The following is a 13,487-nucleotide window of genomic DNA, read 5'->3' on the forward strand; positions in this document are numbered from 1 at the left end:
ATTATAGTTTCATTTAATAAGTTTTGGTATGGTTTCTTACCTGTAATAATTTAATCGACCATCCTTTTTTTATAAATAATTGCTGCGATGAACCAAGAAATAAGGGACCATACTATAAACGTTACCATTGGAATGATTATATCTGTCATGGAGTACTTCCCTTCTAATGCCTCTGCTAAAAGTAATAATTGAGAGCTAGGTAGCCACTCCGCTATTTTTAAAATAGGGTAAGTAGATGCAAAAGTCAGGGCAAAAGGACCGAATGAGAAAAGAAAGATTACAGGTAAAACAATTATTGAGCCTTCCATAATAGACTTAGCAAATAATCCACATATTGTTCCAAGTGCAATATAGAATACAGTAGATAATAGTAGTGCTACAGATAAGATAGCTAGATTGGCAGGTGTATATCCAACTAGAAAGATAGACAGTGCCAGTACAACAACGGTCACGATGAGAACAAATAAACTTTTACCAATTAGAATATCTCCAAGTGAAGCAGGGGAAAGCATAAGGCTACGTAAAGTATTTTTTTCTTTTTCCTCTGCGATTAAACAGCATTGTATATAAGTTGTTACCATAGAAAACGTTATATTGATGGGTAGGAAATAAGCATTGATAGTAGACGCGCCTGTTTTGTTGTATAAAAAAGCCAAAATTAGAGGCAGAAGTATCATCGTTGATACGGCATAGTTACGAGAAAATTCCTTATAATCCTTCACTAATATTGCTTGAATACGTGTCATTGAAATGTTCATACCAAATCACTCCCTGTTATTTGCATAAAAATATCACCCAATGTCGGCTCGTTTGTATTAATTCTTGTCACTTCATTGGAATGCATCCATTGATACAGCTTCTCTGCATCTTGTGCACCGTTTTGAATAATCTCTTGCATACCATTTTTGAGTTCAACTGTTATGGAATCAGTGCCAAATTCCTTTTTCAAGTCCTTTGGTGCACCTATTGCTCGAATTTTTCCCCTATGAAGGAAGGCTACACGGTCACAAAGTATCTCTGCTTCGCTCATATCATGAGTAGTTAAAAAAATCGTCGTACCCATGTCATTTAATCTTCGTAAGCCATTATAAATATGCTGGGTATTCACAGGGTCCAAAGCAGAAGTAGGTTCATCTAAAAATAATAATTCGGGCTTATGCATAATTGCACGAGCAAGTGTGACACGTTGAATCATTCCCTTTGAAAGCTGACTGATTTTCTTTTTACGTTCTGTATATAAGTTTACAAAGTCCAAAGCTTCTTTTACAGCAGAGTGAGATAGCTGATATAAATTACTATAAAGTAATAAATTCTCTTCAATAGTTAGTCTTGTATACAAGCCACTATTATCTGTTAAAATACCAAAACGTTTACGATTTTGACTTTTCTTCATTTCAGAAGCTGGTTGCCCAAATAACAGAACATTGCCTGCCGATTTATCTGTTTGTGCCGTTAATATTTTAATAGTAGTTGTTTTACCAGAACCACTGGGCCCTAGAAAGCCGAATATTTCCCCTTTCTTAATCATAAAAGAAACATCCTGTAATGCTGTTTCATTATTAAATGTCTTTTTCAAGTTTTGTACATCAATCACTGCATTCATGTGTAAACCTCCTGTTTGTTGTTGATATCTACACTATAAATAACAAGCAAAAGGAACACAGTAAAAAGTGGGTGAACAGCAGAAAATTGAGCATAGGAAGAACAATATCGAAGGTGACAGGAGTCGTTTATTTCCTGGGAAATCTACTAAATTCCGAGTATTTCCTTTAAATTTGCAAGTTTATTTTTCGACAGTGGAACCACAGTTTTTTCTGTACTGTTGAGTGCTAGGCTATAGCTATTACGTGTCCAAGTAATGATCTCTCGAACCTTTTGTAGGTTAACAATATAAGAACGATGACTTCTAAAAAAGCCGAATGGTGTCAATTTTTGTTCTAGTTCATTTAGTGATAGAGTACACGGGTATGCTTCACCCGCTACATAAATAGATACTTCTCCTTCAACACTTTCAATATAATCAATTTCTGGTGGATTAAATAAAATAATCTTATCATTTTTCTTTGTTGGGATTTTATCCAGTCGAACGGGTGTATTTTTAAGGGGCTGAGGCGTTTGCTCTATGTCAACCTCTTTTATGTCTAAAGCATGTAAGTCAGTTCCATCTAATCGATGTATAGATGTACTTGCAACCATTAAATCTTCTAGATTATTTGATAATAAAATGATAATTTTATGCTCTTTCACAAGATTTTTTAATAACTGTTGGACAGTTTGTTTCGAAAATTCATCTATATTTTGAAAGGGTTCTTCTAAAATTTGAATAGATGCCGGATGTAGGTACGTATTCAATAATTTTAATCGCTGCTTTTCACTATTAGAAAGCTTACTAATTCTATTGTTTTTTTGTTCAGTAAGCTTAAAAAGCTTCAATAAATTCTCTGTTTCATTAGTTGGGCGATTAAAAAGTTTCAAAAAGAACTGGATGTACTCGCGAGCTGTGAGTCGTTCATATAATGCACTTTCACGAAAATAAGTACTAGTATCATTTTGTTTCATAAACCATTGCATTAAAGTATGTATTTTGGAAACGTCTGTGTAGATGCCGATAATCGTGCCAGGTTGTAGAGAAAGATGAAAGCTTGGATAAATAACATTGCCAGCTTCAATATATGGATCAACCTGAATATCAATATTTTGTTCCACGTTCATTCCTCCTAAATTTTGCCAGCTTGTAAAAAGTATTTGATATCAGTGTGTGCTTGTGAGTGGCTCATTTGACAATAGTTTGAGTTAGAGGCATCCATAAAGCCATGTAAGCCTGGGTATTGTTTGATCTGAACATTCGGTATGCTAGCAAGTGCCTTCTTTAATAATTGAACATCAAAGCTACTTTCATGGCTAGGTAAAATGACCAAAGTTGGGCAAGATGGTATGTTATCAAGGTATTGACGGATCCGTGATCCATATACACAAATGACACGGTGTAGGGGGAGTGTAATTAATCGCCAGGCTAAAGTTGCACCTACACTATAGCCAATTAATATTACCTCATCGTAATTTTCACAAGCCTCCAATAATTTTTGTGAAAGGAACTCAAGAGGAGCATCGAAGCCAACTGTCTGTACGAAAAAATCATAGGCTTGTTTTTCCTGTTCATATGGAAAGGAAAGTCCCTCAGGATAGAGTGAAATAAGGGAAACGGTAGTGTCTTCATCACAATATACTTGCACCTGTTCTTCAATAAAATGATTAACCCCATAGATTTCATGTAATATAAAAACTTTTCTTTTCATTACGACCTCTATTATCTTTTTTCCAATAGTGTATCAAAAAGTAAGTATAACGTATATTTAGCTTTCAAAAAGTGCAACGATGGACATTTTTACGTTTATGCACAAAAAAACACAAATTTGTTCATCGGGTATTATATGTACTCCGAAAAACGGATTTGTTATTATCTTTTTGATAATGATTCTCATTATTGCATTGGAAAACTAAAGGAGGATATACAATGAAGAAGCCATGGATAATGGTGTTATTCACTTTGTTACTATCAGTGTTGCTAGTAGCATGTAATAATGCCGAAGTGAAAGTAGCGAATCAACCCGAAAAAGAAAAAGAGGAGATGAAGGGGGAACCTTCCATTTATCCTCTGACATATACAGATGCTCTAGGAAAAGAAGTAATCATTGAGAAAGAGCCGAAGCGTGTTATTTCTTTGATGCATGTATTATACCCAGATGTTTTATTAGCATTAGATACGAAGCCAGTAGGTATTGCAAATGCTGATACTATGTTTAATTTATGGGAATCCTATCAATCTTTTGTGAAAGAACAAAAATTTAAAGATATTGGTGATGTTAGAAGTCCAAGTCTTGAAAAAATAGTAGAACTAAAACCGGATTTAATTTTGGCTGCTTCAGGTGTGCATGATCAGCTATATGACCAATTATCAGCAATAGCACCTGTTGTATATTTAAATCAAAGAGCGATGTCTACTGATCAAGAGTTAGCCGTGACAGAAATTTCAAAGGTATTAGGGAAAGAGGAACAAGGAAAGGCGCTATTAGAAGAAGTCAGCGAAAAAATTACAGACGGCCGTGAAGCTTTAAAGAATTTTACAGCCAAAGGAGAAACAGTAGTTTTTACATCTGTAAATACGAAAGAAGGGTTTTGGATATATGGTAAAAATATTGCGCCAACGAATCCTGAACATGGTTTAGGTATTAAAGTTCCAGAAAATTACCCAGAAGATATAACAAAGGAAGTAAGTATGGAGGGGATGTCGGTCTTAAACCCAGATCACTTATTTATTTTCCTTGATAAGAGTGGTATTACCATGAGTGAAGAGGAATTTTTAAAATCCTATGAAGAGAGTGCAGTTTGGAATAACATCAATGCAGTGAAAAATAAAAATGTTTATATTGTGGATCGTTCCTTATTTGCACAGGATGCCCCAATTGCAACCATGTATGGAATAGATATAGTTGTAGATTTATTAAAAGATAAATAAGATTATGCTAAAAATGAAATAGTATGCCTAATGCATACTATTTCTTCCTTTATAAAGAAGAATGTTAATAAATGGTGACGGAATATGTATTATTATCATGTTTTGTAATAATTTCGTTTGATAATGATTATCATTATCGTATAATGGTATTAAGGAGGAAGTTCAAAGTAATTTATACAAGTAGAAATATACAGTAGGGCTGTCATGCAGTATTAGTCCAATTGTTTAGATAGGTAATGACAAAAAGAAAGGTGTGTTAAGTATTGTTAGAACAAGAATTGTATGATGTAACCATTATTGGTGGTGGACCAGCAGGTTTATATTCTAGCTTTTATTGTGGTTTACGTGAAATGAAAACCAAGCTAATTGAATCACAGCCACAGCTAGGCGGTAAAATTCATGTTTATCCAGAGAAAATGATTTGGGATGTTGGTGGTGTAACGCCTATTTCAGGGGGACAACTAATTAAACAATTAGTTGAGCAAGCCTTAACCTTTAATCCTTCTATATATACAAATGAAAAAGTGCTGTCCATTGCTAAAAATGAAGATGGTATTTTTGTCATCGCAGCGGAGTCAGGAAATATTCATTATTCCAAAACGGTTATCGTTGCTATTGGTGGTGGCATCCTAAATCCTCAAAAAATTGAGATTGAGGGCGCTGAACGCTTTGAAGTATCTAATTTAAATTACACAATTAAATCCTATGAAAAATTTAAGGATAAGGCAGTTATTATTTCAGGTGGTGGTAATACAGCGGTAGACTGGGCATTAGAATTAATGGAGATAGCATCCAAGGTCTATTTAACCTATCGAAAAGATACTTTGTCTGCACACGAGGCTCAAATTACAGAGCTTACAAATAGTTCGATTGAATGCCATTTCAATTCTGAAATTACGAAGCTGATTGCAGACGATCAAGCCGGAATGATTAAAGCAATTGCTTTAACAAATCATGAAACAGGTACTGTAACGGAAATTCCTATTGATGAAGTGGTCATCAGTCATGGATATGTACGTGATAAAGAATTGTTAGATAATAGTCCGTTAGCCATTGAGCGCAAAAATGATTATTTTATTGCTGGTACGATTAATAGTGAATCATCCATTCCAGGCCTTTATGCTGCTGGTGATATTTTGAGCCATGATGGTAAAATTCATTTAATTGCAGCAGCATTTCATGATGCACTTCATGCAGTGAATAGTGCGAAGAAGTATATTCAACCTGATGCTTCTGAGGGCGGTATCGTTTCCTCCCATAATGATATTTTCAAACAACGTAATCGTAAGCTATTACAGGAAAGTTTAAAATAATCGATTTTAGGAGCACTAATGTATTATTAGTGTTCCTTTCTTTTTGTCTTGATGTAACAATATGAAAAGAAGGGAGGCGTTCAACATAGACACACAAGAAATAATAGAATTCTATACAACTGCTCCATTAACATTTATAGATGTCATTACGGAGAAGATTTCTTCCGAAACAGTTGTTAGGAATTACAAGACGATGACCAACGCAGCAGGTTTAATTTTTCCGATCAAGGGAGTAGCTGATGTACAAATTGAAGGTGAAAATTACCGCTTAGAAAAAGGGCAGATTGTCCATGTGGGTCCCAATTTACCTATACATCGTATAATTGCGAGCGATACTAAATTCGAGTATGCAGTCATTCATTTTCAACTAGCAGAAGGAGATAATGCAAAGTTCCCTCTCTATAATCGTCACTTTACTTTACAGGTAGGAGAACAAATCAAATTAATGAATATGCTGCAGCAATTAATACAAAATTATCTTATGCGTAGTCATTTATCTTTTCTTCAATCTAAGGCTCTTTTTTTAAACATTTTAGAGGAAATGCTTTTAACCATTAAAATGATGGACTATCAATATAAAAAAGAAAACATAACGTTAATTATGGAGTATATACAAGAAAATTATACAAAGAATATGACTGTCATGGATATCGCAAAACATTTTAATATGGAACGAAGAAAACTGGCCTATCTATTTGAGAAAAAAATGGGTGTTAGTCCAAATGTTTATCTCACTGATTTGCGTATTCAAAAATCTAAAATTTTACTGAGAACTTCCCATTTATCTGTTAAAGAAATTGCAGAAAAAGTGGGCTATACAGACTATTTTTATTTTAGTCGTGTATTTAAAAAAATCACAGGGTTATCGCCAAGTCTGTTCCGTAAATATATGAATTAACAAACACCTAGTGGAAAAATAACTTTCATTAGGTGTTTTTCGTATAGAAAGAACATAGCTTTTCCTTTTTTGGACATCCTAAGATAGAAAAAATGACATGAGGTGATGATCATGAAAATAGAAAGGTCGTCCGAGTGGGAAGAAGGCTTTATCAACAGATTAAATCATCTTGAAAACTGGCATAGCTGGACATTGTATAAGATGAACTATGATATTGTGAAAATGAAATTAATACCTGATTTTACAGGATTGCAGGCTACGAAGTATTTACCTAATTTACAACCTTTGGCGCACCAGCTACAAGCAGCTGAAACAGTTATTGAACGTATGAATGGAAAAGCTATTTTAGCCGATGAAGTAGGACTAGGTAAAACGATTGAAGCAGGGCTAATCTTAAAGGAATACCTTATTCGAGGCCTTGTGAAAAGAGCATTGATTTTGGCTCCAGCTTCTCTAATAAATCAGTGGATTGAAGAGTTAAATATAAAATTTCATATTCCTGCCGTTGCATATAAAAAAAATTGTCCGATAGAGCGCTATGATGTCCTCATTATGAGTATGGATACGGCTAAAAAGAGTCCACATAGAGAGCGCATTTATGAGCAGGATTATGACATGATTATTATTGATGAGGCACATAAGTTAAAAAATAATAAAACACAAATTTATGAGTTTGTACAAGGCTTAAAGAAAAAGTTCTGCTTACTATTAACGGCCACACCTATTCAAAACGATGTCTTTGAATTGTATTATTTAATCTCCTTATTAAAGCCTGGGCATCTAGGTAACTATGATACCTTCCAATCGGCCTTCTCTGCTAGTAAGCATGATTTAGAACATGATGATTATTTAAAAGAATTGGTCAACCAGGTAATGGTAAGAAATCGTCGAGAAGATACAGGGATTGAATGGACAAATCGTTGTGTCCAAATTGTACCGATTACATTTACGGACGAAGAAAGAGAAGTTTATGAAATGCTTGGAAACCTTGAAAACACAGGGTCATTTTCCTTAATTACGTTGCAAAAAGAAATGTGCAGTAGCAAGGAAGCCACAGCATTAACATTAACGAATATGCTGGATGATCATGTACAACCACAAGAAATTGAAGCGATTATAACTAAATTAATGACCTTGGAAGTGAATTCAAAGGCAGAAAAGACATTGGAAATTGTTAAACAAGCAAATGACAAGGTTATTATTTTCACAGAATATCGTGCTACGCAAATCTATTTGCAATGGTACTTACATTCTAATGGCATTTCAAGTGTGCTATTTAATGGTAAGTTTAATAAAAGTAAACGAGATTATATGAAGCACCTATTTAAAGAAAGAGCACAGGTACTCATCGCTACCGAGGCAGGTGGAGAGGGGATAAATCTTCAATTTTGTCATCATGTAATCAACTATGATCTACCATGGAATCCAATGAAGCTAGAGCAACGTATTGGCCGTGTCCATCGTTTGGGACAAGAACATGATGTCCATATTTATAATCTTGCCATTGAACATACGATTGAAGAAAAAATCCTGGAATTACTTCATACAAAAATTGATGTGTTTGAGAAGGTGGTTGGCGATTTAGATGCCATTTTAACGAACTTTAAAGAATCTGTATAAGGTAGGGAGGTGCAGCTATGTATCCGCAACAAGTTCACCATTATTTAAAGGAATTTTTTATGGAAAATGACTGTGCAATTTTAGGAGAAGAGGCTCATTATCTAACCGTTCAATTAACGGTAGACATAGATAAAAGAATTATGAATAGGCCATTTTATTGGCAATACGTTGAAGCGACAAATAGTGAGCCAAACCCGGCTCAAGTAACCTTCATTACAAATCAAACAGCAATGGTTGGAAACATATTTGGAGAAGCTATTCATTACGGCTCACCTCGTTTAAATCAGGTATTTTTAGCTACAAGAGAACTAGGCGCATTTGTTCAATTATTTGAAAAGGTTGATCGTGATATGGGGCAGGTTATTTTAACGCCTTGGTTAGGTGTCAACTTTAAAGTTTCTTATTGCTGTGATCGTACAAAAGAAATGCTTTACTCATTTGGCATCAATTTATTAACTGGTGTTATCAAGGAAGATTTTCATGAAACGATTTGTTCATCGGACTTTGACACAGAACCCGAAGAGAATGTATTTCATGTGCAATATATTATTAAACCTGCCCGAGCAATTGAAAGATTAAAGGCAACAATTGAGTCAATTATTGAGCAGGATGATCATTCGTGGGCAACGGAAGCACAAAAACGATGGCAACGTGATCAACGTGTATTAGATTATTTTTATGAAGATGTAGAGGATAAACCAGAATGTTATGAAATTGAAAGAAAAGCATTAGAAGAGCAATATGAAGCAAAAATTAAAATTGAAGTCATTAATGGGGGATTATTTTATCTCTTTTAAATGAGGAGCTGTCTGATAAAAAGACAGCTCCTTCTTGCTTTAATGATCTTCAACCATGCTTTGAAGCCGAGCCAATTTATTGTCCCAAAATAAATGGAAGTATTGGAGCCAGTCTTCAATCTCCTTAAGGCGCTCACTATGCAACGTATAGATTTTTTCGCGCCCTTTTTTTTGAGCAGAGATCAGCTCCGCTTGTTCCAATATTTTTAAGTGCTTTACAACAGCCGTTCGACTAATTTCAAAATGCTCAGAAATATTGGAAATGGGTCTATCACTTGCTGCAAGGAGTTGTAAAACATTTCTTCTTGTCGGATCAGCAATTGCTTGAAAAACATCATACTTTATAGCTGGTTGTGTCATTAGGATTCAGCAGCCTCTTTTAATTTATGATTAATAATCATTGTCCAGCCGCCATCCATATTAGTACGTACGGCTTCAGTGGCAGTGTTTGCTTTAGGAATAATATGTGAAGCTTCCTTCCAGCCACCATGTGTTAAAGTAAATTCAGTTTGCTCGCCTACTTCTTTTAGCTCAAAAGTTACGAACCAGCCATCTTGATCCCAAGCAAATCGCAGAAAGTGCGGTGCATCTACACGTTCTACCTTACAGGGTGATGGGCCAAACGGTGATTGAATTGTGAATTCGTGGCCTTCAATCGGTTGAAAATCATTTGGCATAAACCAAGAAGCAATTTTGTCAGCCGTAGCGACAGTCTCCCAAACTTTTTCGATAGGGGCATCCAATGTAATTGTTTTGACAATATCCTGTAATTTTTCAGTCATGTTCTATTACTCCTTTTTGATTGATGAGTGATACCTTGGCGTAATGGTGTTCAACGTTATTCGAGTCCACTATAGCAGAGGAGTAGACAGAAAATATAACCATAAGGTGTTACGAATATATAACACCTTATGGTTATATGTCAATGAAAACAATTTGTATCTTTCTGTTAGTCTTTACGTATGTTACAATTACTTTTATAATTTTCTGACAGAAAGAGGGGCGTAATATGGTTAATATATCTGTGTTCTTAGTTATGTGCATTTTACTTATTATTTTACCTGGTCCTGATACAGCGATTGCTACAAAGAACACGCTGACTATAAGCAGAAAGGGCGGTTTACAAACAATCCTAGGTTCTTGCTGCGGTTTATTAATTCATACTTGTGCGGCTGTTATTGGACTTTCGGCGATTATTGTGAAATCTGCCTATATATTCGCTGTTCTAAAATATGTGGGTGCGGTTTATTTATGTTATTTAGGTATCAAAACCTTGTGGACACTTCGAACACAATCTCCAGTTGTACAAGATGAAGCAAGTATAGAACACAAATATTCTCAACAATCTTGCTTTAAACAGGGATTTCTCACAAATGTGACAAATCCAAAGGTCGCAGTATTTTTCCTAACATTTCTCCCTCAATTTGTAGATGGAAATAGTGGAGCATTTTTCCCTTTTTTAATCATGGGTCTCATTTATACAGCATTAACAATGCTATGGTTTATCTTCTATGTGTACCTTTTAGATCGAATTAGCGCATTTATGAAAAAGCCATCAACTAAGGCAGTAATTGAAGGATTAACAGGTGCAATATTAATTGCATTTGGCATTAAGTTAGCGTTAGAAAAAGCACACTAAGTATAAAATACACCACTTTTTAAGGTGGTGTATTTTCATGTTGTTGAAAAAAGGTGATGTCAACGGCAGAAAAGCAATTTTGATAGGAGAGAGGTTGATTTCCGTTCCACCAGCCTTCACTCTAAGGTCTTCTCTGTGACGCTAAATCGCCTAGGAGTGACGCTGGCTCTACTCCGATATTTAGTAAATTATTACAATATAAATAATTGATTGTATGACATATAACTCTCAAAAACTCTGAAGTTCAATTGCAAAGGATTAAAAAGGAATGTGGAGAATTTATTACTAAAGGGTATTGCTTTTAGATATTTTCATAACAAATACGAATAAATGGAGTAGATAGTGATGGAATTAAGGGATTTAAAAGCCTTTATGGCTGTTGTTGAACATAGGAGTTTTACAAAGGCTGCAAATGATTCCTTTGTATCTCAGCCTTCACTAAGCAAAAGCATCAAAAAATTAGAAGAATCATTAAAAGTTGAACTGTTGAATAGATCTACGCGTACTGTAGAGTTAACTGATGCGGGCAGTGTTGTCTATAAACAAGGTCAAAAAATAATACATGCTGTACAAGAATTGCATATTTTGCTGGATGATTTATTAAATATTAAAACAGGCACTATCAAGTTAGGTATCCCACCTTTAATTGGAACACTATTTTTCCCTGAGATTGCTAGAGGATTTCATCAACTCTATCCAGAAGTGCATTTAGCGCTTGTTGAACGCGGTGCAAAGATGGTGGAACTGCTAGTTGAAAATGGCGATGTGGATATGGGCATCGTCGTATTACCAATAGATGAAAGGAAGTTTACTGTTCAACCGTTTATAGAAGATCAGTTTTTTGTCTTTATGAATGAGTCTCACCCCTATGCAAACAGGGAATCAATAGCTTTGCAAGATTTAAAGAATGAAACGTTTATTATCTTTGCAGAGGAGTTTACGCTTCACGACTATATAATTAAATCCTGTGAAAGCGTAGGTTTTACACCTACAGTCGGCTATAAAAGTTCACAATGGGACTTGATTGTGGAATTAGTGTCCTCCAATTTAGGGGTTACATTGTTACCACATTCAATTGCTGCCAAGCAAACAAATGCCAATGTGAAAATTATTCCGTTACATAATTTTGAAATGCCTTGGCGTTTAGGGATTATTACGAAGAAAAATACCTATCAATCTTATGCATTAAAACAGTTACTAGAAATGATTAGCGGGAATAGAAAAGGTAAATTTATTCCATAAAGGAATAAGTAGTATTCTAATTAATTCCTTTACTTATAAAATAGCGGTGATGTAGAATTTTCCTTAATAAGTGAGCAATTTAGGGAGGTTTCGAGATGGGGAATGGGAAAGTATGGAGTTCGTTTGAAGAGGCAATTGCAGATATTAAGGGTGGTGACACATTAGCTGTAGGCGGCTTTGGGCTATGTGGTATACCCGAAAAATCAATCGCAGCATTAGTGCAACAGGGAACAAAGGATTTAACGGTTGTCAGTAACAACTGTGGTGTAGATGACTGGGGATTGGGTCTACTATTAGCAAACAAGCAAATACAAAAAATGGTTGCTTCCTATGTAGGAGAAAATAAGATTTTTGAACAACAATTTTTAAGTGGTGAGCTAGAAGTAGAATTGACACCGCAAGGAACTCTTGCAGAGCGTTTACGTGCAGGTGGAGCGGGAATTCCTGGGTTTTACACAGCTACGGGCGTTGGGACGCCGATTGCTGAAGGAAAAGAAGTGAAAGTTTTTGATGGAAAAGAGTATATTTTGGAAGAAGGAATTGTTGCTGATTTTGCTCTAGTTAAAGCATGGAAAGCCGATAAACTAGGAAATTTAGTCTACAGAAAAACATCACGCAATTTTAATCCATTAGCTGCTATGGCTGGGAAAATTACGATTGCCGAGGTAGAAGAAATTGTTGAGGTAGGCGAACTGGATCCAGACCATATTCATACACCAGGAGTTTTCGTGCAACGTGTATTAGTAGGCGAAAATTATGACAAGCGTATTGAGCGTTTGACGGTGAAAAAGGGGGAAGCATAATGGATACAAGACAAAAAATTGTTAACCGAGCAGTAAAAGAAATAGCTAATGGCATGAATGTCAATTTAGGTATAGGTATTCCAACACTTGTTGCCAATGCAATCCCAGCCGACTATGATGTACTCTTACAATCTGAAAACGGACTTCTAGGTATTGGTCCTTACCCAGTTGAAGATATGGTAGATCCTGATTTAATTAATGCGGGAAAGGAAACGGTTACGGTCGTTCCAGGAGCATCCTTCTTTGACAGCGCTGAATCATTTGCGATGATTCGAGGTGGCCATATAGACCTTGCCATTTTAGGTGGTATGGAGGTATCTGAAACAGGAGACCTTGCGAACTGGATGATTCCAGGGAAAATGGTGAAGGGGATGGGCGGTGCTATGGACCTTGTTGTCGGAGCAAAAAGAGTAATTGTCGTCATGGAGCATGTGAATAAAAATGGGGAATCTAAAATTAAAAAACAATGTGAACTTCCACTAACAGGTAAAGGTGTCGTGCATCGATTAATTACAGATTTGGCTGTATTTGATTTTACGAAAGATGGTATGCAACTGATAGAGTTAGCGGAAGGTGTTTCTTTAGATGAAGTAAAGGAGAAAACAGCTGCTTCGTTTAGCGTCGCTTTAGTACAATAACTTCAGACCTAGGACTGTTTC

At 35.5% G+C, this 13,487-nt stretch carries 15 protein-coding genes; 9 read left to right on the top strand and 6 right to left on the bottom strand.

The annotated features are described in order from the left end of the window. Positions 1-50: 50 nt before the first annotated feature. From MHB40_RS01745 to MHB40_RS01760, 4 genes are all read right to left on the bottom strand, one after another. Positions 51-758 (bottom strand): ABC transporter permease, encoded by a 708-nt coding sequence (locus MHB40_RS01745; RefSeq protein ID WP_342533764.1) that lies wholly within the window; start codon positions 756-758, stop codon positions 51-53. Then, on the bottom strand, positions 755-1,603 hold the full coding sequence (locus MHB40_RS01750) for an ABC transporter ATP-binding protein (RefSeq protein WP_342533765.1): 849 nt from the start codon (positions 1,601-1,603) through the stop codon (positions 755-757). Before MHB40_RS01750 ends, MHB40_RS01745 begins: the two co-directional genes overlap by 4 nt. 146 nt (positions 1,604-1,749) lie before the next feature. After that, complete coding sequence (locus MHB40_RS01755; protein WP_342533766.1) at positions 1,750-2,706, bottom strand: LytTR family transcriptional regulator DNA-binding domain-containing protein; 957 nt, start codon at positions 2,704-2,706, stop codon at positions 1,750-1,752. 11 nt (positions 2,707-2,717) lie between these two features. Next, positions 2,718-3,296: a dienelactone hydrolase family protein gene (locus MHB40_RS01760; RefSeq protein WP_342442299.1), complete on the bottom strand. Its 579-nt coding sequence runs from the start codon at positions 3,294-3,296 to the stop codon at positions 2,718-2,720. A gap of 218 nt (positions 3,297-3,514) precedes the next feature. Between MHB40_RS01760 and MHB40_RS01765 the strand changes: the two genes are divergently transcribed. The 5 genes from MHB40_RS01765 to MHB40_RS01785 all read left to right on the top strand — a co-directional run bounded on the left by MHB40_RS01765 (position 3,515) and on the right by MHB40_RS01785 (position 9,144). Then, entirely contained in the window at positions 3,515-4,516 is a 1,002-nt protein-coding gene (locus MHB40_RS01765) for an iron-siderophore ABC transporter substrate-binding protein (RefSeq protein ID WP_342533767.1), read from the top strand. Between the two features lie 263 nt (positions 4,517-4,779). Continuing rightward, a complete protein-coding gene (locus MHB40_RS01770) occupies positions 4,780-5,829 on the top strand; it encodes an NAD(P)/FAD-dependent oxidoreductase (protein ID WP_342533768.1) in 1,050 nt (349 codons plus the stop codon). A gap of 61 nt (positions 5,830-5,890) precedes the next feature. Next, complete coding sequence (locus MHB40_RS01775) at positions 5,891-6,727, top strand: AraC family transcriptional regulator (protein WP_342533769.1); 837 nt, start codon at positions 5,891-5,893, stop codon at positions 6,725-6,727. Positions 6,728-6,832: 105 nt separating this feature from the next. Further along, a complete protein-coding gene (locus MHB40_RS01780) occupies positions 6,833-8,347 on the top strand; it encodes an SNF2-related protein (protein WP_342534740.1) in 1,515 nt (504 codons plus the stop codon). Positions 8,348-8,364: 17 nt separating this feature from the next. Beyond that, the gene (locus MHB40_RS01785; protein WP_342442302.1) at positions 8,365-9,144 is read left to right on the top strand and encodes a YqhG family protein; all 780 of its coding nucleotides are present in this window, start codon (positions 8,365-8,367) and stop codon (positions 9,142-9,144) included. A gap of 39 nt (positions 9,145-9,183) precedes the next feature. On the opposite strand, the gene MHB40_RS01790 is transcribed toward MHB40_RS01785, so the two are convergent. Then, positions 9,184-9,504, bottom strand: a complete 321-nt coding sequence (locus MHB40_RS01790) for a metalloregulator ArsR/SmtB family transcription factor (RefSeq protein ID WP_342533770.1) — start codon at positions 9,502-9,504, stop codon at positions 9,184-9,186. Further along, positions 9,504-9,926, bottom strand: a complete 423-nt coding sequence (locus tag MHB40_RS01795; RefSeq protein ID WP_342442304.1) for an SRPBCC domain-containing protein — start codon at positions 9,924-9,926, stop codon at positions 9,504-9,506. Before MHB40_RS01795 ends, MHB40_RS01790 begins: the two co-directional genes overlap by 1 nt. 227 nt (positions 9,927-10,153) lie before the next feature. On the opposite strand from MHB40_RS01795, the gene MHB40_RS01800 reads away from it, so the two are divergent. The 4 genes from MHB40_RS01800 to MHB40_RS01815 all read left to right on the top strand — a co-directional run bounded on the left by MHB40_RS01800 (position 10,154) and on the right by MHB40_RS01815 (position 13,466). Next, on the top strand, positions 10,154-10,783 hold the full coding sequence (locus MHB40_RS01800) for a LysE family translocator (protein WP_342533771.1): 630 nt from the start codon (positions 10,154-10,156) through the stop codon (positions 10,781-10,783). Between the two features lie 345 nt (positions 10,784-11,128). Beyond that, positions 11,129-12,025 (top strand): LysR family transcriptional regulator, encoded by an 897-nt coding sequence (locus MHB40_RS01805; protein ID WP_342533772.1) that lies wholly within the window; start codon positions 11,129-11,131, stop codon positions 12,023-12,025. A 95-nt stretch (positions 12,026-12,120) separates the two neighbouring features. Next, positions 12,121-12,828 (top strand): CoA transferase subunit A, encoded by a 708-nt coding sequence (locus tag MHB40_RS01810; protein WP_342533773.1) that lies wholly within the window; start codon positions 12,121-12,123, stop codon positions 12,826-12,828. Continuing rightward, positions 12,828-13,466, top strand: coding sequence for a 3-oxoacid CoA-transferase subunit B (locus MHB40_RS01815; protein WP_342533774.1), 639 nt, complete (start codon positions 12,828-12,830; stop codon positions 13,464-13,466). Before MHB40_RS01810 ends, MHB40_RS01815 begins: the two co-directional genes overlap by 1 nt. The last annotated feature ends 21 nt before the right edge of the window (positions 13,467-13,487 follow it).

The organism is Lysinibacillus sp. FSL K6-0057 (assembly GCF_038630885.1).
Taxonomy (GTDB): Bacteria; Bacillota; Bacilli; order Bacillales_A; family Planococcaceae; genus Lysinibacillus; species Lysinibacillus fusiformis_F.

Coding starts and splice junctions, on each gene's coding strand:
- MHB40_RS01815 (WP_342533774.1), top strand. CDS start 12,828: ATGGATACAAGACAAAAAATTGTTAACCGAGCAGTAAAAGAAATAGCT.
- MHB40_RS01760 (WP_342442299.1), bottom strand. CDS start 3,296: ATGAAAAGAAAAGTTTTTATATTACATGAAATCTATGGGGTTAATCAT.
- MHB40_RS01775 (WP_342533769.1), top strand. CDS start 5,891: ATGAAAAGAAGGGAGGCGTTCAACATAGACACACAAGAAATAATAGAA.
- MHB40_RS01795 (WP_342442304.1), bottom strand. CDS start 9,926: ATGACTGAAAAATTACAGGATATTGTCAAAACAATTACATTGGATGCC.
- MHB40_RS01765 (WP_342533767.1), top strand. CDS start 3,515: ATGAAGAAGCCATGGATAATGGTGTTATTCACTTTGTTACTATCAGTG.
- MHB40_RS01800 (WP_342533771.1), top strand. CDS start 10,154: ATGGTTAATATATCTGTGTTCTTAGTTATGTGCATTTTACTTATTATT.
- MHB40_RS01745 (WP_342533764.1), bottom strand. CDS start 758: ATGAACATTTCAATGACACGTATTCAAGCAATATTAGTGAAGGATTAT.
- MHB40_RS01810 (WP_342533773.1), top strand. CDS start 12,121: ATGGGGAATGGGAAAGTATGGAGTTCGTTTGAAGAGGCAATTGCAGAT.
- MHB40_RS01780 (WP_342534740.1), top strand. CDS start 6,833: ATGATCATGAAAATAGAAAGGTCGTCCGAGTGGGAAGAAGGCTTTATC.
- MHB40_RS01790 (WP_342533770.1), bottom strand. CDS start 9,504: ATGACACAACCAGCTATAAAGTATGATGTTTTTCAAGCAATTGCTGAT.
- MHB40_RS01805 (WP_342533772.1), top strand. CDS start 11,129: ATGGAATTAAGGGATTTAAAAGCCTTTATGGCTGTTGTTGAACATAGG.
- MHB40_RS01750 (WP_342533765.1), bottom strand. CDS start 1,603: ATGAATGCAGTGATTGATGTACAAAACTTGAAAAAGACATTTAATAAT.
- MHB40_RS01785 (WP_342442302.1), top strand. CDS start 8,365: ATGTATCCGCAACAAGTTCACCATTATTTAAAGGAATTTTTTATGGAA.